Consider the following 25,835-nt stretch of genomic DNA (forward strand, 5'->3'; position numbering starts at 1 on the left):
GACCTCCTTTGTGCAGGTTTGTAGTTTGTTTTAGTGTATCACGGAAGCGCCGGGAGCAAAAGGGGTCAGAGCTGTTTCAGGGTGAATTTCCCCCGATCCGCTTCCAGAATGCCCTCCTGCCGCAGCTGGCCGATGGCCCGGGACAGGGCGCTGCGGTCCACGCACAGATAGTCTGCCAGGGCCTGCCGGTCAAAGGGTACGGTAACGGTGTTTTTCCCGGCCTTCAGGCACAGGTCCTCCAGATAGGCCAGCAGCCGTTCCCGGATATTGCGGCCGGACAGGTACTCCACCTTGTCCGCCAGGGACAGGTTTTTGTGGGCCAGTACCGACAAGAGGTTGGAGATCAGCCTGCTGTGGAAGGAGCAGGCGGCGGAGCAGGGGGAAGACAGCCGCCTGCTGTCCAGCAGTAGAACCGCACCGTCCGCTCCGGCGGTGACAGTGACCGGCAGCGCCTCCGCCCGGGCGCAGGCGAAGGACTCGGCAAACAGATGGCCCGGCCGGATCTCACCCATGACGATCCGCTGGCCGTCCGCCTTCAGACGGCTGACCTGCACCCGCCCGGCCAGCACGATGCCCAGGTGGGTGGCGGGCTCTCCGGCGGACAGGATGGTGTCTCCCTTCTTCATCCGGCGGGGCCGGCCCCCCATGCAGTCCAGCAGGGCGGACAGCTCCTCCGGCCCGATCCCCCGGAACAGGGGAGAGCGGCGCAGGATCTCCAGATATTCCGTCATAAGGCAGTCCTCCATCGTGTTGCAGCTACAACAAGTGTGCCCATTGTAACACAGCGTCCCCGGGGCTTGCAATAGGAAGGCAGAACTGCTACAATGGGAAGACATACAAAAGAAACGGCGGTGAGGACATGTCGGGATATTCGTCCGTGGGGGTCCTGCTGGCGGTGCTGGGAGTAGTGTTCATCCTGGTGCCCTATGAGCAGATACACAAAGTGTTCCGGAGGATGCGCTCTCCCGTGACCACAAAGGTGGGCGGCACGGTGCTGCTCATCGTCGGGATCGCCATAATCGTCAAGGAAATTGTGCTGTGACGCAAAAGGCCGCCGGCCTCCCATATGCGGGAGGCCGGCGGCCTTTTTATGGAAAATTGGGAAAGGGAACGGATCAGATCTCCATGTCCAGCAGGTAGGAGGACAGGCCCTTGCCGTGCATATCCACGGACAGGGAGCGGGTGACGCCGCCGCCCAGAGCGGCGTACATCACGAAGTTGAGGGCGTGGATGTTGGGCAGCTCATAGCGGACCACTTCGCCCTTGACCATGCCCTTGAAGTGCTCCTTCACCTTCTCAGCGGTGACCTTCTCCTTGAGCATCTCATAGTCCTTCGGATCGTAGGCGATGAGGGAGATGTTGGAGATGTTGCCCTTGTCGCCGGTACGGGAGTGCGCGATATCCCAGAGTTTCATAGCAAATGCTTCCTTTCTGTCCCAGAATCAGACTTCAAAGATCTCGGCTTCGGGCTTGACGTCGTAGCGGCTCACCAGGATGGAAGCCACAGACACGATGTCACGGGTGCGCTTCACAGCGCCGCAGCCGCCGGCGGGGCCGTTGGTGTACAGGGCCTCCACCTCGTTGCCGATGATGTCGGCCTCGGCCTTGGTCTTGGCGCGGCCGGCCACCCGGACCCGCACCTCGCTGGGCTCCTCGTTGTACTTGTAGTCGGGATTCCAGTACAGGCTGTTGCAGCCGATCATATCGAACTTCAGCTCGTCAAACACGTTGGGAGCCACCAGCTCCAGCCGCTCCTTCAGAATGTCCAGAGCCAGCTTGGCGCGGGCCACACAGCCGGGGCCGCCGTAGCTGATCTCGCCGTCGCCGATGAAGCAGTCCTTATAGCCGATGGAGCACTTGAAGGTCTCGGTCTTGGGCTTGCCGGTGGCGCCCTCCACCTTCACCTTGTCCTTCTCCAGCTCGGTGAACTTGACCTGCTTGAAGTCGGCCACCACGTCGGGGGTCAGGTAATTCTCGGGATCGTGGATCTCGTAGCAGATCTGCTCGGAGCAGGTCTCCACAGTGACCTTGCCGCCGGCCTCGGGCACTTTGGTGACAAAGAAGGAGCCGTCCTCGGAGATCTCCACGATGGGGAAGCCCAGGTGGCCCACGCCGGGTACGTCCTTCTTGCCGGGCTCGGCAAAGTAGCCGCCGGTGACCTGGCCGCCGCACTCCAGCAGGTGGCCCATCATGGTGCCCTTGCCCAGCTTGTCCCAGTCCTCCAGGGACCAGCCGAACTCGTGGATGGCGGGGGCCATGAAGATGGCGGGATCGGCCACACGGCCGGTGATGACCACGTCGGCGCCCATGTCCAGAGCCTTCAGGATGCCCTCCACGCCCATGTAGGCGTTGGCGGAGACGATCTCGCCGGGCAGCTCCTTCAGAGGCTTGTGGTTCTCCCACACCTCGGTATCCATATACTTGTCAATGACGGGCAGCAGGTCGTCGCCGGTGACGCAGGCGATCTTCATGCCCTTCAGGCCGTGCTTGCGGGCGATCTCCACGCACTTCTGGGCAGCGGCCTGGGGGTTGGCGGAACCCATGTTGGTGATGAGCTTCACCTTGTGCTCCCAGCACAGGGGGAGGGCCTTCTCCATGCGGTGCTCCAGCAGGCCGTTATAGCCCTTGGTGGGGTCCTTCAGCTTGGCCTGCTGGCCGATGGCAATGGTGCGTTCCGCCAGGCACTCGTAGCTGATATAGTCCAGATTGCCCTTCTCAATGAGCTCCAGAGAAGGCTCCAGGCGGTCGCCGGCATAGCCCGCGCCGCTGCCGATACGGATGGTTTTCATAAGATGACTTCCTTTCTGCACATACGGGTAAATGGATCAGGGAGAGAAATCAAAGAGAGATACCGCCGGTGATGACGGCCACGACGACCATGATCAGGGAGACCAGCCAGGCCAGAGGAATGGTCTTCTTCTGGTGCTCGCCAAAGTCCACGCCGGCCAGGCCCACCAGCAGGAAGGTGGAGGCGGTCAGGGGGGAGACAGGGAAGCCGATGGTCATCTGACCCAGGATAGCGGCGCGGCCCACGTCGGCGCCTACCACGCCGAAGCCCTGAGCGGTCTCGGCCAGCACGGGCAGTACGCCATAGTAGAAGGAGTCGGGGTCAAACAGCAGGGAGGCGGGCATACCGATGATACCCACGATGACGGGGAAGAACTTGCCCAGAGAGTTGGGGATGATAGCCACCAGGGCGTTGGACATCTCGGAGATCATGCCGGTGCCCTGCATGATGCCGGTAAAGCAGCCAGCGGCGAAGAGCACGGAGCACATCATCAGGGCTTCCTTGGCGTGGGCGTCCACACGGGCCTTGGAGTCCTTCACCTTGGGGTAGTTGATGACGGTGGCCAGCACATAGAACACCATGAAGACCACGGCGGGAGCAAAGCCGGAGAACAGCAGGGAGACGATGGCGGCGATGATCAGGATGATGTTCACGATGAACAGGTGGGGCCGCAGCAGAGCCTTCTGCTCGTCGGTCAGCTCCTGCTCGGTGTGACCCACAGCCTGGAGGGCCACGGCGCCGATGCGCTTCTTCTCACCGGCGCCCAGGAAGGCGGCGATGACCAGCACGCAGGCCAGGCCAACCAGCACGGCGGGGAGGACGGGCATGAAGAATTCGGTAACGGTGGGCTCGGTGCCCTCCATAGCCACCAGAGCGGTGTGAGCCCGGATGGTGGGGCCGCCCCAGGGCAGGATGTTCATGGTGCCGGCGGAGAGAGCCACGATGGTGGCCAGAGTGGTGCGGCGCATGCCCAGTGCATCATACAGAGGCAGCAGGGCGGGTACGCAGATCAGGAAGGTAACGGCGCCGGAGCCGTCCAGATGGACGATGGCGGCCAGGATGGCGGTGCCGATGCCGATCTTGACAGGGTCGGTACCAACCATGTTCAGGATGCCCTTGATGATGGGGCGGAAGGTGCCGGCATCGGTGAGGATGCCGAAGAACAGGATGGAGAAAATGAACATAACGCCGGTGGCGGCTACGGAGCCGATGCCCTTGGCGCCGGTGATCATACCGCCCAGGGACTTGAAGTTGGCTACGAAATCCACCACGGCGGCGGTGCCTTCAGGCGCTCCCTCGGGAACCGCGGCGATAAAGAAACACGCGATGATGCCGGTGACCACGGGAACCACGATCAGGGCCACCAGGGGGGATGCCTTCTTCGTCATGATGAGAACCAGCATGACAATGACGGTCAGAAATCCAAGTATTGCTAAGGGTGACATTGCAAAACCTCCTCTTTTTCTGTCAGGCGGCCTCTCCTTACCGCCTGTCACCCAGTAATATAACAATCCGCGTGCCAAGTCTGAAAAAAGAGGGAAAATATTTTTCAAACCCTTGGGGGACAAGGGGTGTGCCGCTTTTCCGTCCCGCCGGCCTGCAAAAAGGAAAAGGCAGGAGTTCTAAAATGTTGGAACTGAACGAAAGAGTCACTTTTTTGACCGGTTGGCAAAGCGTTTAGGCACAATATATTCTAAAATCCTAGAAGCAATTTCTAAGATTTTAGAACTTTCAATTGCCCAGTTTGTTGTACAGGCTGGCCAGAGAGATGCCCAGCTGCGCGGCGGTTTTTTTCTTGCCCTCCAGGGAGGAGCCGTTGCGCTCCAGCAGGGCCTGAATGGTCCGCTTTTCAAAGGCCCGGGTGCGCTGGGCCAGGGTCTGGGTGGACTGGGTGGCGGCGACCCGGCGCAGATCCTCGGGGAAGGATCTGCTGGTGATGACGCCGGAAGGGGTCAGGTAGGCGGAGAACTCCAGCACATTGCGCAGCTCCCGCACATTGCCCGGCCAGCTGTGGGCCTGGAGACAGGTGATGGCGTCCTCCGTCAGGGTAAAGGAACGACGGAGCTTGTGGGAGAAGTCCTTTAAAATGGAGTCGGCCAGGGCGGGAATATCGCCGGGCCGTTCCCGCAGGGGCGGAATGTGGATCGGGAAGGTACTCAGACGGTAATAGAGATCCTTGCGGAATTTCCCGTCGGCCACGTAGTCGGGCAGGTTGGCGTTGCAGGCGGCGATGACCCGCACATCCACCGGCACCTCCTTGATGCCGCCTACCGGGCGGATGGAGTGCTCCTGGAGAGCCCGGAGCAGCTTGGCCTGGAGGCCCAGATCCATCTCGGAGATCTCGTCCAGGAACAGCGTGCCGCCGGCGGCCGCCTCGAACAGGCCGATCTTGCCGCCCCGCTTGGCGCCGGTGAAGGCGCCCTCCACATAGCCGAAAAGCTCCGATTCCAGCATGTTGGCGTTGAAGCTGGCGCAGTTGATGGCCACAAAGACCCCGTCCCGCCGGGCGCTGGCGTTGTGGATGGCCTGGGCGTAGAGCTCCTTGCCGGTGCCGCTCTCGCTCTCCAGCAGCACGGTGGCGTCGGTCTCCGCTATCTTTTGGGCCAGTTCCTTCACCTGAACGGTGGCAGGGCTGACGGTGGTGATGTCGTCGAAGGTGTAGCGGGCGCCATTGGCCTTGTTGATGCTGTGGAGCACCTGACGGCTGCGGGCCTCCACGGCCTCCAGTTCCTCCTTGGCCTGATAGGCGTCTTCCAGAAAGGTGACCACTGATATTCCGCCGATGAGTATTCCGTCCTGGTAGATGGGATACATATTTACAAAGTAGAAATCTTTGATCTCCTGCCGGGTCAGGTGGAGGATGGGCTTGCCCACCTCCAGCACGTCGGGCAGCCGGGCGCCCGGCCGCAGGTCCCGGAGGCGATATCCCTCGATGGGGCCGATATCGCCCCCTGCCTCCTTATTTAGGAATTCCCGGTAGGCCTGGTTGCCGAAGACGATAATTCCGTTGGTGTCGATGATGGTGACACCCTCCCGCATGGCGTCAAATGCCGCCCGGGCGTCTGCACTAAGCTCCATGATGCGTCCCCCTTTTAGGGTCATTTTAGCCTGACTGGAAAGGGAAGGCAAGAAAAAAGCGGAATATGATTTTCAATACTGCGATTAGAAGTTGTTAAAATAACAAAAACTTTTCCGACTGGTTCCGTAGAATTTAAGCAAACTGCCGTTTTTGTCTAGAGTTTGGACAGGAAGGGGGATTTGTCTATTTTCCTTTCCGAAAAAGGGCGGTATCATGTTGGCAAATCAATGGTAATACCATAAGGTGAAAGGGGTAAGAGACTATGAAGATTCCTGACAGTTTGAAGCGCTATGGCCTGGCCAAGGTGTTTGATTATCTGGATAAAGATCCCATGACCAACATGAGCAAGGTCATGGACCTGGTTAACAAGTTTGCTGGTGATACGCTGGCTCCCCAGCGCGCCATGTTCGATAAGGTTATCAACGATAAGGATTCCTGCTGGCACCAGCTGATCGAAAAGGTGTGGACCCAGACCGATCCCAACGTGCTCAAGACCGTGTTCAATAACTTCTTTGTGAACGCCAACCTGGTGGGCTGGCCCAAGCAGGAAGCCGCCCGGAAGAAGTACGGCTGCAACATTCCCTGGGCCATTCTGCTGGATCCTACCTCCGCCTGCAACCTGCACTGCACCGGCTGCTGGGCCGCTGAGTACGGCAACAAGCTGAACCTGACCTTTGATGATATCGACTCCATCATCACCCAGGGCAAGGAACTGGGCATCTACATGTACATCTACACCGGCGGCGAGCCTCTGGTGCGCAAGAAGGACCTGATCGCCCTGTGCGAGAAGCACAACGATGTGGCCTTCCTGTCCTTCACCAACTCCACTCTGATCGATGAGGAGTTCTGCCAGGACCTGCTGCGGGTGGGCAACTTCATCCCCGCCATCAGCCTGGAGGGCTTCGAGGAGGCCAACGACTCCCGCCGCGGCCAGGGCATCTACAAGAAGGTCACCGACGCCATGGCCCTGCTGAAGAGCCACAAGCTGCCCTTCGGTATCTCCACCTGCTACACCAGCGTCAACTACAAGGACATCACCAGCGAGGAGTTCTACGACAAGATCATCGACCTGGGTGCCTACTTCATCTGGTTCTTCCACTACATGCCCGTGGGTAACGACGCCGCCCCCGAGCTGATGCCCACTCCCGAGCAGCGTGAGGAGATCTACCACCGCATCCGCAACTTCCGGCAGACCAAGGGCATCTTCGCCATGGACTTCCAGAACGACGCCGAGTACGTGGGCGGCTGCATTGCCGGCGGCCGCCGCTACCTCCACATCAACGCCAACGGCGATGTGGATCCCTGCGTGTTCATCCACTACTCCGACTCCAACATCCACGAGAAGACCCTGCTGGAGTGCCTGCAGTCTCCCATGTTCATGGCTTACCACGACAACCAGCCCTTCAACAAGAACATGCTGCGGCCCTGCCCCATGCTGGAGAATCCTGAGTTCATTGAAAAGATGGTACATGAGACCGGCGCCCACTCTACCGATCCTCAGTCCCCCGAGACCGTGGAGCACCTGACCTCCAAGACCCACCCCTACGCCGACAACTGGACTCCCACTGCTGAGAAGCTGTGGAGCGAGTCTCACCCCAGCTGTGCCGGCTGCACCGCCTGCGCAGGCAAGTAAGACACACGACATGACATAAAAACAGGGCCGCCAACCAGCGGCCCTGTTTTTTGCATAGTGGTCTGATCCGTCTTTTTTTGGAAGGGAGGATACAGATGAGGACAGCGGTACCACAGGGCAGGCGTCTGCTGCCTGCCGCGGCAAAGGGACTGATCCTGTTTGCATTTGCGGTCATGGGGCTGCTGATTGCGGCGGCCTCAGCGTATATGCTGCTGGCCAATACCCACCCCAGGGCCTTTTTCCTGGTCTATACCTGTGTGCCCGCCTTATGTATGCTGGGTGCTGCGGTGTTCTTGCCGGAACAGAATCCCGGTCCCCGGGTATTTACGGCGCTGCTGTTTGCGGCCGCTCTGGTCCTCAAGGGCGTGGTGGCCCTGACGGTGACCCCCCAGCTGGAGAGCGACTTCTACCTGCTCCACTATGCGGCGGAGCAGCTGGCCCAGGGGAACAACATCCTGAACGACACGTCCTATTTTCAACTGTGGTCCTATCAGAGCTTTTTTGTGGCCCTGCTGGCGGGAGCCATCAAGTTGTTCGGCGCCACACCGGTGACCTTCCGCCTGATGAACGTGGTTTTCTCCGCCCTGACCAATCTGCTGGTCTACGGACTGGCCAGGCGATTTGCCTCCGAGCGGGCGTCCCGAACGGCGGCGCTGCTGTTCCTGCTCTACCCGGGTACCTATTTCCTGATCCCTCTGCTCACCAACCAGCACCTGTCTGAGTGCCTGCTGCTGGCGGCCTTCTGGGTCTGCACCACTCCGGCGCGGAGCAGGGTCCGGCGGCTGTGGCTGGGCGGAGCCGGCGGCATACTGCTTGCCCTCAGCAATGCGGTGCGCCCCATGGGGGTGGTGGCGGCCATGGCCATGTGCGCCTGCCTGGTGCTCCAGCTGCTGGAGTGGCTGGGGGACAGAAGCCTGTCCCTGGGCGCCCGTCTGCTGCCCGGACTGTGCTTCCTGGCGGCCTATTTCCTGTGCGGGAAGGTGCTCTCCGGCCTGGTGATCTGGACGGGACTGAACCATTACGGCCTGTCCAACCAGGCGCCGGAGTGGAAATTTATCCTGGGGCTCAATCAGGAATCCCTGGGCCGGTACAGCGACGCCGACGCGGCGGCGGTGTTCGGCCAGGGCGTGGATCAGCGCCAGGCCCTGGAGCAGCTGGCAAAGGAGCGGATGTCCATCTCCCTGCCCGATCTGCTGAAGCTGATGATACAGAAGATCCGCATCATGTGGGGCGGCTTTGAGGACGCCTCCTGGATCCTCACGCCCCGCTACCTGGATGAATTGGAGCAGCAGGGACTGAAGGAACTGGCCGTCTATATCGTGGACAAGCTCCAGCGGCTGGGCTCCGGGTGCTACATCGCCATGGGCCTGGTGAATGCGGGCGGCGCCCTGTCCGCCCTGCGCCGGCGGAAACCCATGCCGGAGACCCAGCGCCTGCTGATGCTGACCGCCCTGGCCTACTTCTGTGCCCACCTGTTCATTGAGATCCAGGTCCGTTACCGCAGCACCATGACCGTACTGCTGATCGTCCTGGCCGCCGCCGGCTTTGACTGGCTGCATGAGCTGGTGGGCCGCCGGAAAGCAAAATTATAAAAATATCCCCATCCAAAAGGATGGGGATATTTTTTGTGGACTTATTCGGTGGTGTAGTTGTCAAAGTAGCCCTGAATGTACACAATGGGGGTGCCCTTGTCGCCGGAGCCGGAGGTCAGGTCGCACAGGGACCCGATCAGATCGGTGAGCCGGCGGGGGGTGGTGCCCTGGGAGGCCATCTTGCCCACCAGGGAGCCGTCCTTCTTCTTGATCTCGTTCTTGATGGCGTCCCGCAGCGCCTCGCCGGACAGGGCGGCAAAATCGTTGTCCGCCAGGTACTTCAGCTTCAGCTCGTTGGGGGTGCCCTCCAGACCGGCGGTGTAGGCGGGGGAGACCACCGGATCGGCCAGCTCCCAGATCTTGCCCACCGGGTCCTTGAAGGCGCCGTCACCGTACACCATGACCTCCACGTGCTTGCCGGTTTCCTTCAGCAGCCTGGCCTGAATGGCCTCCACCAGGTCCTGGCAGTCCCGGGGGAACAGCTTCACCTTGTCCTCGGTGGACTTGTTGGAGCCCAGCAGGCCGTACTTCTCATTGCAGCCGCTGCCATTGATGGGAGCAGTCATGATCTCGTCCAGGCAGAACACCTTCTCGGCACCGGCGGCCAGCAGGCGGCGCTTGGTGCGGGCGCGGGTGTGGATGTCGCAGGCCAGCACGTTCTTGGTGTAGGACAGGATGGCCCGGGGATCGTTGGCGAAGATGACCTCCACCTCGGCGCCGCACTCCCGGATCAGGTTGGCGTAGTAGTCCACATAGTCCACGCCGGTAAAGGGGTGGGTGGTGTAGCCGAACAGCTCCCGGTAGCGCTCCAGAGAGAGCACATCCTTGTAGGGGTCCACGCCCTTCTCATCCATCACATCCTCGTCGATGAGATGGTTGCCCACCTCGTCGGAGGGGTAGGACAGCATGAGGACGATCTTCCTGGCGCCCTTGGCGATGCCCCGCAGGCAGATGGCGAAGCGGTTGCGGCTGAGGATGGGGAAGATGACGCCGATGGTCTCTCCTCCCAGTTTGGCTTTCACATCGGCGGCGATGTCGTCCACGGTGGCATAGTTGCCCTGGGCCCGGGCCACAATGGCCTCGGTCATGGCCACCACGTCCCGGTCACGGACAGTGATCGCGCCGTCCTTCACGGCTTCCAGCACGGACCCGGTGACGATCTCCACCAGGTCATCGCCGCTGCGGATAATGGGGGCCCGGATCCCCATTGATACGGTACCGACCATCCGGCTCATAAGTACAACACTCCTAATATCTTTTTCAATTGTCTGCGGCATTTTGCCGCAACAAAATAATTATACCGTAAAATTGACGGTTTGTAAAATAAAAATTGCAAAAAGCTGAATATTCTTAACTTTGAGGATAGACTTGCTGGGCAAAGTGGACGGTGGCCATAGCGTCCCTGGCGTAGCAGTCGGCGCCGATCCGCTTGGCGTACTCCGCCGTCAGCACTGCGCCGCCCACCGCCACCTGGACCTGAGGGGCCTGCTGCCGCAGCAGGGCGATGGTTGCCTCCATGTTCACCACGGTGGTGGTCATCAGGGCGCTGAGCCCTACCAGGCGCACCCCCGGCTGGGCGGCGGCCCGGGCGATGGCCTCGGGCGCCACGTCCCGGCCCAGGTCGTCCACCTGGAAGCCGTAGTTCTCCAGCAGTACCTTCACGATGTTCTTGCCGATGTCGTGGATGTCCCCCTTCACCGTGGCCAGCACCACGGTGCCCCGGTTCTCCTGGGGCTGACCGGCCATGGCGGTCTTCACCACCTCGAAGGCGGCCTTGGCGGCCTCGGCGCTCATCAGCAGCTGGGGCAGGTAGAGGGTGCCCTTTTCAAACCCCTGGCCCACCTGATCCAGGGCGGGGATCAGCAGCTTGTCCACCAGGTCCAGCGGCGCCGCGCCGCCCTCCAGAGCGGCCTTGGCGGCCTCCGCCGCCCCTTCCTTCAGGCCGCGGATCACGCACTCGTCCAGGGGAGCGGCAGGCCCGGCGGATACCGGTGCGGCGGGTGCGGCGGCCGGCCCGCCGTAGGCGGCGATGTAGCCGGCGCACTGGCTGTCCAGCCCGGTAAGGGCGCAGTAGGCCCGGTAAGCCGCCATCATCCCGTCAGACAGGGGGTTGAGGATGGCGCAGCTCAGTCCCTTCTGGAGGGCCATGGTGAAGAAGGTGCGGTTCACCAGCTCCCGCTGGGGCAGGCCGAAGGACACGTTGGACACTCCCAGGATGGTGGGGCAGCCCACCTCCGGCCCGATCCGGCCCAGGGCCTCCAGGGTGACCAGAGCGGCGTCGGGCTCCGAAGATACGGTGAGGGTCAGGGGGTCGATGACGATGTCGTGGGCGGGGATACCGTACTGGGCGGCGGTATCCCGGATCTTCCTGGCGATGGCCACCCGGCCGTCGGCGGTGTCGGGGATACCCCCCTCGTCCAGGGTGAGGCCCACCACCACGCCGCCGTACTTTTTCACCAGGGGGAAGACCGCCTCCATGCTCTCAGCCTTGCCGCTCACCGAGTTGAGCATGGGCTTGCCGTTGTAGCGGCGCATGGCCCGCTCCATGGCCGCGGGGTCGGAGGTGTCCAGCTGGAGGGGCAGGGGGATGACCGCCTGGATGGCGCACACCGCCTCGGTGAGCAGGGCGGGCTCGTCGATCTCCGGCAGGCCCACGTTCACGTCCAGAATGTGGGCGCCCGCCTCCTCCTGGGCAAAGCCCTCGTTCAGCAGGTACTCGATGTCGTGCTCCCGCAGGGCCTGCTTGAACCGCTTCTTGCCGGTGGGGTTGATCCGCTCCCCGATGAGCACCGGGGCTTTGCCGATCTCCACCGCCCGGGAGTAGGAGGACACCACCGTGCGCCCCTTGTCCGTGGGGGGCACAAAGGGCAGATTCCGGCAGCGGGCGGTGAGGGCGCGGATGTGATCGGGGGTGGTGCCGCAGCAGCCCCCCATCAGGTGGATGCCGTAGGCGGACAGGGTCTCCATCACGGCGGCGAACTCCTCCGGCCCCACGTCGAACACGGTCCTGCCCCCCTCGGTGCGGGGCAGCCCGGCGTTGGGGTTGACCACGATGGGCAGGGAGGCGCAGGCGGCCAGCTCCTTCACGATGGGCTCCATCTGGGCAGGACCCATGCCGCAGTTGACACCCAGGGCGTCCACCCCCAGGCCCTCCAGCAGGGCCACGGTGGAGGCCACAGTGCCGCCGGTGAGCAGCTTGCCGTTTTCCCCGTACACGGTGGTGACGATCACCGGCAGGTCGCAGTTCTCCTTGGCGGCCAGCACGGCGGCCTTGGCCTCATAGCCGTCGCTCATGGTCTCGATCAGCACCAGGTCGGCCCCGGCCTCCGCGCCGATGCGCACCACCTGGGCGTAGAGGGACACCGCGTCCTCAAAGTCCAGCTCCCCCATGGGCTTGAGCAGCTTACCCGTGGGACCCATGTCCAGGGCGATCCAGGCGTCGTTCTCCCGGCCCGCTTCCGCCCGGGCGGAGCGGGCGATGTCCACTCCGGCCTTCACGATGGCCTCCAGGTCGAACGGACCGCCCGCCGGGAACTTCAATGCGTTGGCCCCGAAGGTGTTGGTGCACAGGATGTCGCTGCCCGCCTCCAGATAGGCCCGGTGGAGGGCGGCGATCCGCTCCGGGTAGAGCAGGTTCCAGGTCTCGGGCAGCTCGCCGCCCTTCAGACCCTGGGCCTGGAGCAGGGTGCCGGTGCCTCCGTCAAAAAACAGGCGTTCCCGCCCCAATTTTTCTCTCAAATTCATGCTTGATCTCTCCTGAATGCGCAGTCTGTTTTGCCGCAGGCCTCGCAGCCCTGCCGGTGGCAGGCAATGGCCTGGCGGGAGCGGCCGATGACAGCCGTTACCGATTTGATGGGAAGGAGCAGCATACTGTCGGTCACCGTCAGGCCGATGCGCTCCGGGGTGCGGAGCAGCCGGGCGATCTCTGGCTGGCAGGCAATGGGGAAGTCCCCGTAGCCCGGGCTGAACCGGGGCCGCAGGTACCAGCCCTCCGCCAGGCTCTCCTGCCGGAGGGCGTCGTTGGCCTGGTCGCACACCTCTTCGATGAGGGCGGCCCCCGCCGCCTGGTACACGGCCCCTTCGCTGACCCGGCCAGCCCCCGCCCGGGCGATGAGCCGGTCCACCTCCAGCCCCAGGGTGGCGGCAAAGAGGATGACCTCCTCACAGCCCAGCAGGTTCCGGTGGAGGGCGGCGCTCTTCACCCGGATGGGGCCCAGCTCCATGGTGTTCCCCTCACAGAAGGTAAGGGGGAGGACGGTACTCATTGTCCTGGGCTCCGCCGCCTGCTCCACCCGGGCGGTGCAGGTGCGGATGAGGGCCTCCACCTCCGGCTCCGGCCTGACGCCCTTTCTGTAGCCCAGGTAGCGGCAGACCTCCTCGTAGGGGGCAGTCACGTTCATTTCAGAATCTCCGACAGGCTGGCCTGGATGCCGGCGGCGATCTCCGGCTTGTTCATGGAATAGATGTGGATGTGGTTCACCCCGTTGGCGATCAGGTCGATGATCTGGTCGGTGGCGTAGGCCACCCCCGCCTGACGCATGGCGGGGGGATTGTCCCCGAACTTGTCCACAATGGCCTTGAACCGCTCGGGCAGGTAGGTGCCGGACAGCTTGCAGATGCGGGCGATCTGCTTGCCGTTGGTCACCGGCATGATGCCCGCCACCACCGGTACCGTGATGCCCTTTTCCCGGATGCGGTAGAGGAAGTTATAGAGGATATTGTTGTCAAAGAACATCTGAGTGGTGAGGAACTGACAGCCAGCCTCCACCTTGGCCTTCAGATGGTCGATGTCGGCGTTCTTGGTGGGAGATTCCGGATGACCCTCCGGATAGCAGGCGCCACCCACGCAGAAATCCCCGTGAGCCTTGATGTCCCGTACCAGCTCGGCGGCATAGTGGTAGTCGTGGGCGGGAGCGCCGCCCTCGGGGATGTCCCCCCGGAGGGCCAGCACGTTCTGGATGCCCCTGGCTTTCAGGTGCTCCAGCACCTTTGCCACGTGCTCCCTGGTGGAGGAGGCGCAGGTCAGGTGGGCCAGCACGTCCACGCCGTATTTATCCTGGATTCCGGCGGCGATGCCCACGGTGTAGTCGCTGGTGCCGCCCCCCGCGCCGTAGGTGACGCTCATGAAATCAGGCCGCAGGGCGGCGATCTCCTGGGTGGCCTTTGCCACAGATTCGTAGGTGTCGCTGGTCTTGGGGGGGAATACCTCAAAGGACAGGGTGACCTTGTCCCGGTTGAGCTTGTCAATGATCTTCATGGGGAAACACTCCTTGTATGTTAGGTGGCGGCTTCCGACTCAGCGGACGGCATGGGCGGGAAGCGGAGCCTGGACAGGCAGAGAACGAACAGCGCCGAGCTGATGGCCCAGGTCAGGGGATAGGCCCAGTAGACCACCTGGATGGAGGGGATGGCCCGGACTGTCAGGGTGATGTAGGTGATGCGCAGGGCGCACCACACCGAGAGCATGATGGTCATGGGCACGATGGGCCGGCCCAGGCCCCGCATGATGCCGGCGCAGCAGTGAGAGAAGGACAGAAGGCAATAGAACAGGGACACGGTGTGGGCGTAGTTGACGCCGAAAGCCACCACATCAGGCTGATCGTTGAAGGCGGATACCAGCACCGGGGACAGGAAGAAGATGCCCACCCCGATGCACTCGGCCAGAATGGGGCTGCACATCAGGCCGAACTTCATGCCGGCCCGCACCCGGTCATACCGCTGGGCGCCGATGTTCTGGCTGACGAAGGTGGACAGGGCCAGGGCAAAGCAGGTGACTGGGAGGAAGGCAAAGCCCTCGATCTTGCTGTAGGCCCCGCAGCCCGCCATAGCGGAGGAGCCGAAGGCGTTGATGTTGGCCTGGACGATGACGTTGGCCAGGGAGACCACCGAGCTCTGCACCCCTGAGGGGACGCCCAGAGTGATCACCTGTTTGAGCATAGGCCCTTCAAACCGTACCCGCCGCCAGCGGATGCGGTAGCTCCGCTGCGTGCGGGTGAGCCGGCCCAGAGCCAGGCTGGCGCTGAGGATCTGGCTGATGATGGTGGCCAGAGCGGCGCTGCCCACGCCCAGGTGGAGGACTGCCACGAACAAAAGGTCCAGCACCACGTTGGTGATGGAGGCCAGGATCAGGTATTTCATGGGGCTGCGGCTGTCTCCCACCGACTGAAGGATACTGGCCGCCATATTGTACAGCACCACCGCGCTGCAGCCCAGGAAGTAGATGCGGAAATAGAGAATGGAATTCTGGATCACGTCGGACGGGGTGCCGATCCACCGCAGGATTTGAGGGCTGAGCACCACGCCCAGCACCGTCAGGATACACCCGGCGGCAATACCCAGGGCCACCGTGGTATGGACCGCCCGCTCCACATGGTCGTCATCCTGGGCGCCGTAAAACCGGGCGATGAGCACCCCGGCGCCCAGAGACAGGCCGTTGATGAATCCGGTGAGCAGCATGATGAGGCTGCCGGAGGAACTGACTGCCGCCAGGGCCTGCTCGCCGATAAACTTGCCCACGATCAGGGAGTCAACCGCGTTGTACAGCTGTTGGAACAGGTTGCTAAGAAAAATGGGCAGGGCAAAGGTGAGCATTTTTCTGGGCACGCTGCCCACCGTCAGCAAATTTTGGTCCAGATCCGCCATTGCTTCACCCACCTTTGACAATTTTTGTGCGTACCCTCTATCATACCATCCTCGGAAGACAGGCGCAAGGGTCAATGAATTTCTTGACAATGTCGATATTCGAGAATATAATGCAGACAGAGAATGTCGATATTCGAGAATAGGGGTGAGACACATGCCCAGGCCCAAATTTCAGACCCTCACGGAGCAGATGTACTACATCCTGCTCTGCCTCAGCAAGGAGTGCTGCGGCATGGACATCATGGAGCGCATCCCGGCCATGACGGGGGGCAGGGTGCGGGTGGGGTCCGGCACCCTGTACAACCTGCTGGAGCAGTTCGCGGAGGCCGGCATGATCCGGGAGACCAGAGCGGAGGGCCGCCGCCGGAGCTATGTGCTCACCGACAAGGGGAAAGAGGCCCTGTCGGGGGAGTACCGCCGCATCTGCGCCCAGGCCTGGGACTACCGGGCCGCATTCGGAGAGGAGGAGCCGCGATGAAGGACCGGAAGTGGGATTTTATCCCCTTTTCCTACTATGACCGCACCGGCATGGAGCGCCATCTGGAAGAGCGGGCGGCCCAGGGCTGGCTGTTGGAGCGGATGAGCAACCTGGGCTGGTACTATAAGCGGATCGAGCCCCGGAAGCTCCATTTTACCGTCACCTACTACCTGCGGGCGTCTCAGTTCGACCCGGAGCCCACCGAGGAACAGCAGGAGTTCCATGACTTCTGCCTCCAGTCCGGCTGGAAGCTGGCGGCTTCCTCCGGGCAGATGCAGGCCTTTTACAATGAGGAGGACGATCCGGTACCCATCGACACCGAGCCCTCTTTAGAGCTGGAACGGATCGGGAAGATGATGAAGCGGGTTCTGCCCTTCCAGTTCATCCTGCTGGTCATCGGGTTCTGCATGGGGGGTTCCTGGCTGTGGTCCCTGACCCACCGGCCCATCGACCTGCTGTCCAGCGCCTACAACCTGGCTACCGGGGCCATCTGGCTGATGCTCTTTCTGTGGTGTGCCGCCGACCTGTTCCGCTACTTTACCTGGCGGCACAGGGCCAAAAAGGCAGCTCATCTGGGGGAGTTCGTGCCCACAAAGGGGTGCCACAAGCTGCTGCTGGCCATGCTGGTGGTGACGGTGCTGTCCCTTGCCTATCTTCTCATTGCCGACCGCAAGCCCGGCTTCCGGCTGGTGCTGATCCTCATGCTGGCGGCCTATGCCCTGATGTTCCTGGCGGTCAACGGGGTGAAAAACTTCCTCAAGGAGCGGAAAGCCTCCCGGGCCCTCAACCGGGGCGTTACCCTCACGGTGGATGTGGTGCTGGCCTTCGTCCTGATGGGGGGCATCATGGGCGGGCTGCTCTGGGGCATCACTACCGGACGGATCTCCTCCATGGAGGAGCTGATCGACCCGCCCCTGTCGGTGGAAGAACTGACCGGAGTGAAAGATGACCGCTATATCACCCGGCGGCAGGCGGATTCCACCTTTTTCATTACGGAGCGGAATTTCTATCAGGACATTCCGTATGATCAGATCGGGCAGGGGGATCGTGTGGCCTTTCTGGACTATACCATTGTGGACGTCCACGTACCCTTCCTGTACGACTGGTGCGTGGAGGAGCTGCTCCACGACCGGGACGACTGGTCCGGAGAGACGGACGACGGCCAGCCCTACTATCAGTATCAAGCCATTGATCCCGCCCCCTGGGGCGCGGAGCGGGCCTGGCAGCTGTGGGCGGGGGGCGAGCGGGCCTCCACCACCTATCTGGTGTGCTGGCCGGGGCGCATCGTGGAGCTGGACCCCGACTTTCACCTGACGGAGGAGCAGATGACCCTGGCGTCGGAAAAACTGGCGCCATAATGACAGGATGGTCTACTGGGTGTAAACTGACCACAGAGAGGTTTACACCCAGTAGACCATTTTTGCATGGAGGGATCGTTCAATGGCAGATATGAGACTGGGCGTGGTGGAGACCCGCTTTGCCGAGCTGATCTGGGCCCATGCGCCTATCAGCTCCGGCGAGCTGGTCAAGCTCTGCCAGCAGGAGCTGAGCTGGAAGAAGTCCACCACCTACACCATGCTCCGGCGGCTGTGTGAGCGGGGCATTTTCCAAAACAGCAACGGCGTGGTCACGGCGTTGCTGTCCAAAGAGGAATTCCAGGGACGGCAGAGCCGGCAGTTTGTGGAGGAGACCTTTGCGGGCTCCCTGCCCAGATTTCTCACCGCTTTTTCCATGGGAGAGAAGCTGTCCGACCGGGAGATCGACGAACTGCAGAAGCTGATCGACGAAATGAGGGGATGATATGCCGCATCTGCTGTTTTCCGCCGTGCTCCGTATGTCTGCTGCCGCCAGCGGGGCCATTCTGGTGGTGCTGCTGGCAAGGCAGCTTCTGAAGCGGGTGCCCAAGATCTTTTCCTATGCCCTCTGGGCGGTGGTGCTGTTCCGCCTGCTCTGCCCGGCGGCGCTGCCCTTCGGATTTTCTCCGATGGACCTTTTTCCGGACCCTGTCCCTGAGACCGGGACCGTGGAGCGTGTGGACCTGCCTGATGGGGAACATCAGACAGCCACGATCCATGTGGGCCAGCAGCCGGAACAGACCGGAAGCCCGGCTTTGGAGCAGGAGACGCCGGCGGTAAGTGCTGCCCAACGGCTGATGTCAATTGCCGGTATCCTCTGGCTGTGCGGCGTTGGGGCCATGCTGGTATTTCACCTGGCCCAGCTCCTGCGGCTGCGGCGTAGGCTCACCGGTGCAGTCCCGGTGGAGGGGAACGTCTATCTGGCCGACCATATCCCCACGCCCTTTGTCCTGGGGCTGTTCCGGCCCAGGATCTATCTGCCCTCCACGGTGTCCGAGAGGGAGCGGCCCTACATCCTCCGGCACGAAACCCACCACATCCGCAGGGGCGACCACATCACCAGGCTGCTGGCCTTTGGGGCGCTGTGCCTGCACTGGTTCAATCCCCTGGTCTGGCTGGCGTTCAGGCTGTCCGCCAGAGATATGGAGATGTCCTGCGACGAGGCGGTGCTCCGTGGCACACGGGACGACATCCGGGCAGACTATTCCGCATCCCTGCTGCAATTTGCCGCCGGGAAAAGAAGGTTTATCCGCGCGCCCCTTGCCTTCGGGGAGGGAGACACCAGGGAAAGGATTGAGAACATCATGAAATATAAGCGGCCTACCTGGCTGGCGGTTGTGCTGGCGGCCCTTTTGTGCGTCTCCCTGACTGCGTGCCTGTCCTCCGGTCCCAAACCGGATGCCAGTCAGGCACCGGACGAGACATATGCCATGACTGACGAGGACTTTGCGGCGTATACCGGCAATCCCATCGGCGCCGTTATGGCGGATCTGGACTATGCCGACGGGGAAAAGCTGGTGTTCCACTATTCCAACGGCTTTTTTGTCCTGGACCTGAAAAGCTATGAGCTCACCCAGAGGATCGACCTGAGCAAGCTGGACCTGGCCCATCACGGGCAGGGGGACACAGTGCTGTCGGTGCAGGTCGACAGGGAGGGAAACTATGCTTACCTCTCCAGCCAAGGGACGGAAGCCGGGGACTTTGCGGCGTACCGGATCGACCTGGACAGCGGCGCGGTTGAACAGGGGGAGATGCCGGCGGATACAGAGCTGTTTACAGACTTTGCCGACATCAGCTCCATCCCGGTACTGGAGGGCTGGTGCAGCGACAGGGGGATCCGAACCGGCGACGGGGCCTGCTACTATCTGATCACCCAGGGCGGCATGGTGGGCGGGATCAAGCTGGTGGTCCTGCCCGCCGGGGATGCCGCCCGGGCGGAGATCCACGGGGTGTTCGGCCAGCAGGCCGCACCGGCACAGCTCACCGTTGCGCCGGCCACGGAAGAACTGCTGGCCCGGTATCCGGCTTACGATGAGATCGACGCCTCTATCGATGAATACGGCAACCGGCTTTTGCTGACGACGGATCAGACGGTGAAGGATCTCACCCTGTTCCGTCTGACCTGGGACGAGGAGACCCAGACGCGGGTGACGGCGCCCGGTGAAGCGCTGTATCACACGGCGGAATTTACACCGGACCGGCCCCTGGTGGTGTCGGTCAGCTTCCCCGGTATCCTGCCCACCGTGGGGCTTTCCTTTACCGACACAGACGGCAGACAGCGGACGTTCCAATTCGACATGAGCGGGAAGGACGGCTCCTTCCTGCTGGTAGAGGAATAGAAGCAGAAAACAAACAGGCCATCGGGGTTTTTGCCCCGACGGCCTGTTTTCTGTTCGGTTATTGGATGGCCTTTTCCGCCGCTTCGATGACGTGGCTGGCCAGCACCGAGGTGGTCACCGCTCCCACGCCGCCGGGGACGGGGGTGATGGCGTCCACCGTGGCCTCCGCCGCGGCGAAGTCCACGTCGCCCACCAGGCTGCCGTCCTCATCCACGTTGATGCCCACATCCAGCACCACCTGGCCGGGAGCCAGACACTGGGCGGATACCGCCCCCGCCTTGCCCGCCGCGGCTACCAGCACCTCCGCCCGGCGGCACTCAGCGGCCAGATCAACGGTGCGGGTGTGGCAGATGGTGACGGTGGCGTGGCGGCCCAGCAGCAGCATGGACACCGGCTTGCCGATGACCAGGCTGCGGCCCACCACTACCGCCCGCTTGCCCTTCAGCTCATAGCCGTAGTGGTCCAGGATCTCCAGGCAGGCCTGGGCGGTGCAGGGGGGGTAGCCCTCCCCGCTGCCGGAGAACACCCCGGCCAGGGATCCGGCGGTGATGCCGTCCACATCCTTGGCGGGGGAGAGGGCGGCGCAGGCCGCGGCCTCGTCCATGTGCTTGGGCAGAGGTCGGAACAGCAGGCAGCCGTGAATGGAGTCGTCCCGGTTGACCTCCTCAATGACCTCCATCAGATCGGCCTGGCTGGAGGCGGCGGTGAGCAGGAACTGCCGCACGGCAATGCCCGCCTTTTCGCACCGCTTCAGGGCCCCCCGCTCGTAGGACAGGTCCTCCGGCCGCTCGCCCACCCGGACGATGGCCAGGGTGGGGGTCACGCCCTTTTCCATAAGGGCCTGGGCCCGGGGAATGAGCCGCTCGGTAAGGGCGGCGGCCACAGGGGCCCCTTTCCAAAGCGCCGCCATCACACAAACCTCCCCATGACTGCGTCATACACCTGCCGGGCGATGACGCCGTATTTCTCCACCAGGGCGTCCACTTCCTCGTCCATGGCCTGGGCAAAGGCCCGGTCGGCCATGCTCCTGGTGTTCACCCGCACGTTGAGAGCGGCGCCGTACAGGGCGCTCTGACAGAAGACCACCCCGGTGCCTACGTCGGACAGCATGATGACGCTGCCCTTGTCCAGCATCTCCCGGTGGAGGTCAATGGCCTCGCAGCTCAGCCGCAGAATGGCCATGGGGGTGGCGGCGGCGTCCTGGAGGCACTTTTCCATCACCGCTTCCCGGCTGGGGTCGTCCTTGGGAATGGCGTAGGCTTTCGACAGGGGCTCAAAGGCCTCCGCGTCGGCGTCCACCAGGGCCAGCAGCCGGGCGCGGATGTCCTCGGCCCTGGCCATGAGGGCCTTCACATCCTCCTCCACGTCGGCGTACTTCTTCTTGCCCACAGTGTAGTTGCCCACCATGGTGCACAGGGCGGCGCCCAGTGCGCCCACCAGGGCGGAGGCCCCGCCGCCGCCGGGGACGGGAGCCTTGGAGGCCAGAGCGTCCAGGAAGCCCTGGCAGGTCTGCTCAGCGGTATTCATCAGCGGGTACCTCCCTTTTAAAACAGTCCGGAGATCCTGCCGTTCTCGTCCACGTCCACCTTCTCGGCGGCAGGCACCTTGGGCAGGCCGGGCATGGTCATGATGTCGCCGGTGAGGGCCACCAGGAACCCGGCGCCGGCAGATACCTTCAGGTTGCGCACCGTGACGGTGAAGCCGTCGGGGGCGCCCAGCAGGGTCTGGTCGTCGGAGAAGGAGTACTGGGTCTTGGCCATGCAGATGGGCAGGCCGCCGAAGCCCAGGGCGGTGAGCTCCGCCGCCTGCTTTTTGGCGGCGTTGGTGAGGACTACCCCGTCTCCGTGGTAGATCTTCTTCACGATGTCGTTCAGCTTGGCCTCAATGCTCTGGTCCAGATCATAGGCGAACCGGAACTGGTTGGGCTGCTCGCACAGGCGGATGACCTCTTCCGCCAGGGCCATGCCGCCCTCGCCGCCCTTGGCCCACACCTCGCTGAGTGCCACGTTGACCCCCAGCTCCCTGCACTTGTCCTCCACCAGCTTCAGCTCGGCCTCGGTATCGGTGGGGAAGCGGTTGATGGCCACCACGCAGGGCAGGCCGTACACCTGGGTGATATTCTCCACGTGGCGCAGCAGGTTGGGCAGGCCCTTCTCCAGAGCCTCCAGGTTCTCCTGGTTCAGCTCGGCCTTGGCCACGCCGCCGTGGTGCTTCAGGGCCCGGACGGTGGCCACCAGCACCACCGCCGACGGGTGGAGGTCCGCCAGGCGGCACTTGATGTCCAAAAACTTCTCCGCGCCCAGGTCGGCGCCGAAGCCTGCCTCGGTGATGGCGTAGTCACCCATCTTGAGGGCCACCCGGGTGGCCATGACAGAGTTGCAGCCGTGGGCGATATTGGCGAAGGGGCCGCCGTGGATGAAGGCGGGGGTGCCCTCCAGGGTCTGGACCAGGTTGGGCTTGATGGCGTCCTTCAGCAGGGCGGCCATGGCTCCCTCGGCCTTCAGGTCGTGGGCGGTGATGGGGGCGCCGCCGCGGGTGTAGGCCACCACCATCCGGCCCAGCCGGGCCTTCAGATCGGACAGGCCGGTGGCCAGGCAGAGCACCGCCATGATCTCGGAGGCCACGGTGATGTCGAAGCCGTCCTCCCGGGGCACGCCCTGCATCCGGCCGCCCAGGCCGCACACGATGTTGCGCAGCTGCCGGTCGTTCATGTCCACGCAGCGCTTCCAGGTGATGTGCTTGACGTCGATATCCAGCTCATTGCCCTGCTGGATGTGGTTGTCCAGCATGGCGGCCAGCAGGTTGTTGGCGGCCCCGATGGCGTGGAAGTCGCCGGTGAAGTGGAGGTTGATGTCCTCCATGGGCACTACCTGGGCGTAGCCGCCGCCGGCGGCGCCCCCCTTGATGCCGAACACGGGACCCAGGGAGGGCTCCCGCAGGGCCACCACCGTGTTCTTGCCCAGCCGCCGCATGCCGTCGGCCAGACCCACCGTGGTGGTGGTCTTACCCTCACCGGCGGGGGTGGGGTTGATGGCGGTGACCAGGATCAGCTTGCCGTCGGGCTTGTCCGCCCGGTCGGCCAGCAGCTTCAGGTCGATCTTGGCCTTGTATTTGCCATAATACTCCAGATAGTCCTCGTCCACCCCGGCTACCGCCGCAATGTCTCTGATGTGCTTCATCTGACAGGCCTGTGCGATTTCAATGTCGGACTTGACTTCCATTTTGACACTCCTCCCCATAGAACGGAAAAGACAGGGGAGATGCCGGTACGTACCGTCATCTCCCCTCCGTTTCTGCAAAGTTTCCCGTTATGACCGCAGGCGGCCGCCCGCGATATTTCCAATTCTATGGTATCATCCTTTGATTTTCTTGTCAACCGGACTTAGCCCCAGCGGTAGCCCCGCACCAGGCCGATGATGCCCCCCAGACAGTCCAGAAAGTCGGCTTCGTCCACCACGACATCTTTGCAGCTCAGATTGGGGGCCACCAGCCGGGTTACTCCCCGGCGGCGAACCAGGCGGCGCAGCAGCAGCTCCTGGTTGAGCTGATACAGGCCGTAGTCCTCCCGGCCCACCGGTCCCCGGCGGCAGAGAATGACGGAGCCCTGGGGGTAGATGGGCTCCATGGACCGGTCCTCCAGCAGCACGGTGAAGTCGGCCTGCCGGACGGCGGGGTCGGTCTCAGGCAGCAGGATGGGCCGCATGGGGTGGTCTGAGAACCCCTCCGGCGTGGGCGCGGCATAGCAGAAGGTGCGCTTGACGGGAACGGTACCCGCCAGCAGGCCGGTGGGGAGCCGCAGCAGGGCGGCCATGGCGGACAGGATCTGCTTGGCGCCGGCGTCCAGCCGGCGGTATTGGGTCACCATGCGCACCTCCTCCGCCGAGAGGGAAAAAAGGCCGTTTTCCGTCTCGGCGCTGAAGCAGCACTCGGTGGGCAGGGCGTCGTCCATCAGGTAGTGGACGGGCACCCGGAACACCTGGGAAATCCGGTCGATGTGCTCCGCCGCCGGGTGCTTGGTCTGCCCGGAAAAGATCTTGTTCAGCGTGCCCACCGGGATGTGGGAGAGCTGCGCGGTCTGCTCCGTGGTCAATCGGCACAGCTTTTTCAGATAGGCCAGCTTTTCTACCATCAGGGACATAGTACTCCTCCTGTCCTCCGGCGAAAACCGGATGTGGTAAAAATTCCGGGGAAGCGATGCAAATGGGCGCCAGCCGTTGACAATCTGCGCGCGATACACTATATAGATTACGCGGAGAGGGAAAGTACCATATGTAGAAGGGAGAGGGGAGAGGACACAAACCGTGCGCAGACAGGAGAAGGGCAGGGCCGTTTGCGGTATTATAGCATGGCCTTCTCCCGAATCCGGTCGAATGGGGTCGATGACCCGCGAAAGAAGAAATACCATGAAACAAGGAAATAAGGAGAGAGGAGAACATGAAAAACAACCGCGTGATGTATCGGGTCTTTCTGGATGAGAGCACCCGGCCCCAGATGTACGGCATCCGGAGCCGGGGCGGCGTGTGTGTGAGCCGGATCTCGACCGATTTCCAGGAAGTGAATCGTCTGGTGGAGTGCTGCAACAGCGCAGGCCTCTCGCCGGTACATCTGGCCGACGTGGTGGAGGATTTCCGGCGCTCCTGAGGGGGGCGAAAAAAGCTCCGGTCACCTCTTGACCGCGGCCCGGGAATCAAGTAAAATTTGGAATAAGGCAATCGGCTGAATGAGAAGATGAGAAAGCCACCCGCCAGGGTGGCTTTTTCGTCGTGTCCGGAAGAGGGGATCCAGATGAAAGATAGGGGCAATGGTGTGCTGCGGTTTTGGAGAAAGGAGCCGGTGCTCTGCATCGCGGCGGTGTGCGCCCTGGCCTCCATAGCGCTCAACCCGCCTTCGGCGGCCTATCTGAACTATATCGACTGGCGGGTGATCAGCCTGCTGTTCTGCCTCATGTCGGTGGTGGCCGGCCTGCAGGAGTGCGGTGTGTTCGCGGTGCTGGCCCAGCGGCTGCTGGCGGGGGAGCGGCGGATGCGGTTTGTCACCCTGGTGCTGGTGCTGCTGCCCTTCTTTGTGTCCATGCTGGTGACCAATGACGTGGCGCTCATCACCTTTGTGCCCTTCGCGGTGCTGGTGCTGGGCCTCATCGGGCGGACGGAGCGGCTGATCTATGTGGTGGTGCTCCAGACCATTGCCGCCAACCTGGGCAGCATGGCCACCCCGGTGGGCAACCCTCAGAACCTGTACTTATACGCCAACTATGAGCTGACCGCCGGGCAGTTTTTCGCGGTGATGGTCCCCCTGTCCCTGGTGAGCCTGGTGGGACTGACCATCGCAGCCCTGTGCGTCAAGCCGGAGGGGATCCGGGTGGCCTTTGCCGAGCAGGCCAGGATTCAGGCGCCGGCCAGGCTGGGGCTGATGGCCGGCCTGTTCGTGCTGTGCCTGCTGTCGGTGTTCCGGGTGCTGCCCTATCTCGCCCTGCTGGCGGTGGTGCTCAGCGCCATGGTGATCTTCGACCGGCCGCTGTTCCGCAAGGTGGACTACGGTCTGCTGGCCACTTTTTTCTGTTTCTTCCTGTTTGCCGGCAACGTGGGGGCCTGCCAGCCCATCCACGACGCTATCTCCGCGGTGATGGAGGGCCACACCGCCCTCACCGCCGGGATCACCAGCCAGGTCATCAGCAACGTGCCGGCGGCGGTGCTCCTGTCCGGCTTCACGGCGGACTGGCGGGGCCTGCTCATCGGTACCAATGTGGGCGGCCTGGGCACCCCCATCGCCTCCCTGGCCAGCCTCATTTCCCTGAAAAGTTATATGAAGTCCCCCAATGCCCGGACCGGCCGGTATCTTCTGGTGTTCACGGCGGCCAACGCGGTGGGCCTGGCGGTGCTCTGCCTGACGGCGTTCCTGCTCCCGGGCTGAGGACGGAAGAAATTGTTCT

23 protein-coding genes are annotated in these 25,835 nt (G+C 62.8%); 9 read left to right on the top strand and 14 right to left on the bottom strand.

Translation table 11 applies throughout. The features are described from left to right. Positions 1 to 65 precede the first annotated feature (65 nt). Positions 66 to 731, bottom strand: a complete 666-nt coding sequence (locus E0E41_RS16950) for a Crp/Fnr family transcriptional regulator (RefSeq protein WP_130871069.1) — start codon at positions 729 to 731, stop codon at positions 66 to 68. A 128-nt stretch (positions 732 to 859) separates the two neighbouring features. On the opposite strand from E0E41_RS16950, the gene E0E41_RS16955 reads away from it, so the two are divergent. Then, positions 860 to 1,042 (top strand): hypothetical protein, encoded by a 183-nt coding sequence (locus tag E0E41_RS16955; RefSeq protein WP_130871070.1) that lies wholly within the window; start codon positions 860 to 862, stop codon positions 1,040 to 1,042. Positions 1,043 to 1,115: 73 nt separating this feature from the next. On the opposite strand, the gene E0E41_RS16960 is transcribed toward E0E41_RS16955, so the two are convergent. From E0E41_RS16960 to E0E41_RS16975, 4 genes are all read right to left on the bottom strand, one after another. Continuing rightward, positions 1,116 to 1,415 (bottom strand): AtuA-related protein, encoded by a 300-nt coding sequence (locus E0E41_RS16960; RefSeq protein ID WP_130871071.1) that lies wholly within the window; start codon positions 1,413 to 1,415, stop codon positions 1,116 to 1,118. Between the two features lie 27 nt (positions 1,416 to 1,442). After that, positions 1,443 to 2,789: an acyclic terpene utilization AtuA family protein gene (locus E0E41_RS16965; RefSeq protein ID WP_130871072.1), complete on the bottom strand. Its 1,347-nt coding sequence runs from the start codon at positions 2,787 to 2,789 to the stop codon at positions 1,443 to 1,445. A gap of 49 nt (positions 2,790 to 2,838) precedes the next feature. Next, complete coding sequence (locus E0E41_RS16970) at positions 2,839 to 4,233, bottom strand: CitMHS family transporter (protein WP_130871073.1); 1,395 nt, start codon at positions 4,231 to 4,233, stop codon at positions 2,839 to 2,841. 286 nt (positions 4,234 to 4,519) lie between these two features. Next, complete coding sequence (locus E0E41_RS16975) at positions 4,520 to 5,866, bottom strand: sigma-54 interaction domain-containing protein (protein ID WP_130871074.1); 1,347 nt, start codon at positions 5,864 to 5,866, stop codon at positions 4,520 to 4,522. Positions 5,867 to 6,129: 263 nt separating this feature from the next. Here E0E41_RS16975 and E0E41_RS16980 point away from each other — a divergent pair, with 263 nt between their 5' ends. Both E0E41_RS16980 and E0E41_RS16985 read left to right on the top strand, forming a co-directional pair. Next, complete coding sequence (locus E0E41_RS16980) at positions 6,130 to 7,500, top strand: radical SAM protein (protein ID WP_130871075.1); 1,371 nt, start codon at positions 6,130 to 6,132, stop codon at positions 7,498 to 7,500. A gap of 95 nt (positions 7,501 to 7,595) precedes the next feature. Further along, complete coding sequence (locus E0E41_RS16985) at positions 7,596 to 9,092, top strand: ArnT family glycosyltransferase (RefSeq protein WP_130871076.1); 1,497 nt, start codon at positions 7,596 to 7,598, stop codon at positions 9,090 to 9,092. A 41-nt stretch (positions 9,093 to 9,133) separates the two neighbouring features. Here E0E41_RS16985 and E0E41_RS16990 read toward each other — a convergent pair whose 3' ends face one another. The 5 genes from E0E41_RS16990 to E0E41_RS17010 all read right to left on the bottom strand — a co-directional run bounded on the left by E0E41_RS16990 (position 9,134) and on the right by E0E41_RS17010 (position 15,734). Then, positions 9,134 to 10,327, bottom strand: coding sequence for a coenzyme F420-0:L-glutamate ligase (locus E0E41_RS16990; protein WP_130871077.1), 1,194 nt, complete (start codon positions 10,325 to 10,327; stop codon positions 9,134 to 9,136). Positions 10,328 to 10,442: 115 nt separating this feature from the next. Beyond that, entirely contained in the window at positions 10,443 to 12,836 is a 2,394-nt protein-coding gene (locus E0E41_RS16995; protein WP_130871078.1) for a homocysteine S-methyltransferase family protein, read from the bottom strand. Beyond that, on the bottom strand, positions 12,833 to 13,492 hold the full coding sequence (locus E0E41_RS17000; RefSeq protein WP_130871079.1) for a vitamin B12 dependent-methionine synthase activation domain-containing protein: 660 nt from the start codon (positions 13,490 to 13,492) through the stop codon (positions 12,833 to 12,835). Before E0E41_RS17000 ends, E0E41_RS16995 begins: the two co-directional genes overlap by 4 nt. Continuing rightward, complete coding sequence (gene metF, locus E0E41_RS17005) at positions 13,489 to 14,349, bottom strand: methylenetetrahydrofolate reductase [NAD(P)H] (protein WP_130871080.1); 861 nt, start codon at positions 14,347 to 14,349, stop codon at positions 13,489 to 13,491. Before metF ends, E0E41_RS17000 begins: the two co-directional genes overlap by 4 nt. Positions 14,350 to 14,369: 20 nt before the next feature. After that, complete coding sequence (locus E0E41_RS17010) at positions 14,370 to 15,734, bottom strand: MATE family efflux transporter (RefSeq protein WP_130871081.1); 1,365 nt, start codon at positions 15,732 to 15,734, stop codon at positions 14,370 to 14,372. 154 nt (positions 15,735 to 15,888) lie between these two features. Here E0E41_RS17010 and E0E41_RS17015 point away from each other — a divergent pair, with 154 nt between their 5' ends. The 4 genes from E0E41_RS17015 to E0E41_RS17030 all read left to right on the top strand — a co-directional run bounded on the left by E0E41_RS17015 (position 15,889) and on the right by E0E41_RS17030 (position 19,906). Then, on the top strand, positions 15,889 to 16,212 hold the full coding sequence (locus E0E41_RS17015) for a PadR family transcriptional regulator (RefSeq protein WP_130871082.1): 324 nt from the start codon (positions 15,889 to 15,891) through the stop codon (positions 16,210 to 16,212). Then, positions 16,209 to 17,570, top strand: coding sequence for a DUF2812 domain-containing protein (locus E0E41_RS17020; protein ID WP_130871083.1), 1,362 nt, complete (start codon positions 16,209 to 16,211; stop codon positions 17,568 to 17,570). The genes E0E41_RS17015 and E0E41_RS17020 overlap by 4 nt, the downstream gene beginning before the upstream one ends. 82 nt (positions 17,571 to 17,652) lie before the next feature. After that, positions 17,653 to 18,012, top strand: coding sequence for a BlaI/MecI/CopY family transcriptional regulator (locus E0E41_RS17025; RefSeq protein WP_130871084.1), 360 nt, complete (start codon positions 17,653 to 17,655; stop codon positions 18,010 to 18,012). A 1-nt stretch (position 18,013) separates the two neighbouring features. Then, entirely contained in the window at positions 18,014 to 19,906 is a 1,893-nt protein-coding gene (locus tag E0E41_RS17030; protein WP_130871085.1) for a M56 family metallopeptidase, read from the top strand. A gap of 58 nt (positions 19,907 to 19,964) precedes the next feature. Here E0E41_RS17030 and E0E41_RS17035 read toward each other — a convergent pair whose 3' ends face one another. The 4 genes from E0E41_RS17035 to E0E41_RS17050 all read right to left on the bottom strand — a co-directional run bounded on the left by E0E41_RS17035 (position 19,965) and on the right by E0E41_RS17050 (position 24,044). Continuing rightward, complete coding sequence (locus E0E41_RS17035) at positions 19,965 to 20,816, bottom strand: bifunctional 5,10-methylenetetrahydrofolate dehydrogenase/5,10-methenyltetrahydrofolate cyclohydrolase (protein WP_130871086.1); 852 nt, start codon at positions 20,814 to 20,816, stop codon at positions 19,965 to 19,967. After that, the gene (locus tag E0E41_RS17040; RefSeq protein WP_130871087.1) at positions 20,816 to 21,433 is read right to left on the bottom strand and encodes a cyclodeaminase/cyclohydrolase family protein; all 618 of its coding nucleotides are present in this window, start codon (positions 21,431 to 21,433) and stop codon (positions 20,816 to 20,818) included. Before E0E41_RS17040 ends, E0E41_RS17035 begins: the two co-directional genes overlap by 1 nt. A gap of 17 nt (positions 21,434 to 21,450) precedes the next feature. After that, entirely contained in the window at positions 21,451 to 23,127 is a 1,677-nt protein-coding gene (locus E0E41_RS17045; RefSeq protein WP_130871088.1) for a formate--tetrahydrofolate ligase, read from the bottom strand. 161 nt (positions 23,128 to 23,288) lie between these two features. Beyond that, positions 23,289 to 24,044: a helix-turn-helix domain-containing protein gene (locus tag E0E41_RS17050; protein WP_130871089.1), complete on the bottom strand. Its 756-nt coding sequence runs from the start codon at positions 24,042 to 24,044 to the stop codon at positions 23,289 to 23,291. Positions 24,045 to 24,340: 296 nt separating this feature from the next. On the opposite strand from E0E41_RS17050, the gene E0E41_RS17055 reads away from it, so the two are divergent. Further along, positions 24,341 to 24,547: a DUF6514 family protein gene (locus E0E41_RS17055; protein ID WP_130871090.1), complete on the top strand. Its 207-nt coding sequence runs from the start codon at positions 24,341 to 24,343 to the stop codon at positions 24,545 to 24,547. Positions 24,548 to 24,691: 144 nt separating this feature from the next. Then, positions 24,692 to 25,816, top strand: a complete 1,125-nt coding sequence (locus tag E0E41_RS17060) for an SLC13 family permease (RefSeq protein ID WP_130871091.1) — start codon at positions 24,692 to 24,694, stop codon at positions 25,814 to 25,816. Positions 25,817 to 25,835: the final 19 nt, after the last annotated feature.

This window comes from Intestinimonas massiliensis (ex Afouda et al. 2020) (genome assembly GCF_900626285.1).
GTDB lineage: Bacteria > Bacillota > Clostridia > Oscillospirales > Oscillospiraceae > Flavonifractor > Flavonifractor massiliensis_A.

Excerpts from the sequence above, each read along its gene's own strand:
- E0E41_RS16950 (WP_130871069.1), bottom strand. The coding sequence starts at position 731 with ATGACGGAATATCTGGAGATCCTGCGCCGCTCTCCCCTGTTCCGGGGG.
- E0E41_RS16955 (WP_130871070.1), top strand. The coding sequence starts at position 860 with ATGTCGGGATATTCGTCCGTGGGGGTCCTGCTGGCGGTGCTGGGAGTA.
- E0E41_RS16960 (WP_130871071.1), bottom strand. The coding sequence starts at position 1,415 with ATGAAACTCTGGGATATCGCGCACTCCCGTACCGGCGACAAGGGCAAC.
- E0E41_RS16965 (WP_130871072.1), bottom strand. The coding sequence starts at position 2,789 with ATGAAAACCATCCGTATCGGCAGCGGCGCGGGCTATGCCGGCGACCGC.
- E0E41_RS16970 (WP_130871073.1), bottom strand. The coding sequence starts at position 4,233 with ATGTCACCCTTAGCAATACTTGGATTTCTGACCGTCATTGTCATGCTG.
- E0E41_RS16975 (WP_130871074.1), bottom strand. The coding sequence starts at position 5,866 with ATGGAGCTTAGTGCAGACGCCCGGGCGGCATTTGACGCCATGCGGGAG.
- E0E41_RS16980 (WP_130871075.1), top strand. The coding sequence starts at position 6,130 with ATGAAGATTCCTGACAGTTTGAAGCGCTATGGCCTGGCCAAGGTGTTT.
- E0E41_RS16985 (WP_130871076.1), top strand. The coding sequence starts at position 7,596 with ATGAGGACAGCGGTACCACAGGGCAGGCGTCTGCTGCCTGCCGCGGCA.
- E0E41_RS16990 (WP_130871077.1), bottom strand. The coding sequence starts at position 10,327 with ATGAGCCGGATGGTCGGTACCGTATCAATGGGGATCCGGGCCCCCATT.
- E0E41_RS16995 (WP_130871078.1), bottom strand. The coding sequence starts at position 12,836 with ATGAATTTGAGAGAAAAATTGGGGCGGGAACGCCTGTTTTTTGACGGA.
- E0E41_RS17000 (WP_130871079.1), bottom strand. The coding sequence starts at position 13,492 with ATGAACGTGACTGCCCCCTACGAGGAGGTCTGCCGCTACCTGGGCTAC.
- metF (WP_130871080.1), bottom strand. The coding sequence starts at position 14,349 with ATGAAGATCATTGACAAGCTCAACCGGGACAAGGTCACCCTGTCCTTT.
- E0E41_RS17010 (WP_130871081.1), bottom strand. The coding sequence starts at position 15,734 with ATGGCGGATCTGGACCAAAATTTGCTGACGGTGGGCAGCGTGCCCAGA.
- E0E41_RS17015 (WP_130871082.1), top strand. The coding sequence starts at position 15,889 with ATGCCCAGGCCCAAATTTCAGACCCTCACGGAGCAGATGTACTACATC.
- E0E41_RS17020 (WP_130871083.1), top strand. The coding sequence starts at position 16,209 with ATGAAGGACCGGAAGTGGGATTTTATCCCCTTTTCCTACTATGACCGC.
- E0E41_RS17025 (WP_130871084.1), top strand. The coding sequence starts at position 17,653 with ATGGCAGATATGAGACTGGGCGTGGTGGAGACCCGCTTTGCCGAGCTG.
- E0E41_RS17030 (WP_130871085.1), top strand. The coding sequence starts at position 18,014 with ATGCCGCATCTGCTGTTTTCCGCCGTGCTCCGTATGTCTGCTGCCGCC.
- E0E41_RS17035 (WP_130871086.1), bottom strand. The coding sequence starts at position 20,816 with ATGGCGGCGCTTTGGAAAGGGGCCCCTGTGGCCGCCGCCCTTACCGAG.
- E0E41_RS17040 (WP_130871087.1), bottom strand. The coding sequence starts at position 21,433 with ATGAATACCGCTGAGCAGACCTGCCAGGGCTTCCTGGACGCTCTGGCC.
- E0E41_RS17045 (WP_130871088.1), bottom strand. The coding sequence starts at position 23,127 with ATGGAAGTCAAGTCCGACATTGAAATCGCACAGGCCTGTCAGATGAAG.
- E0E41_RS17050 (WP_130871089.1), bottom strand. The coding sequence starts at position 24,044 with ATGTCCCTGATGGTAGAAAAGCTGGCCTATCTGAAAAAGCTGTGCCGA.
- E0E41_RS17055 (WP_130871090.1), top strand. The coding sequence starts at position 24,341 with ATGAAAAACAACCGCGTGATGTATCGGGTCTTTCTGGATGAGAGCACC.
- E0E41_RS17060 (WP_130871091.1), top strand. The coding sequence starts at position 24,692 with ATGAAAGATAGGGGCAATGGTGTGCTGCGGTTTTGGAGAAAGGAGCCG.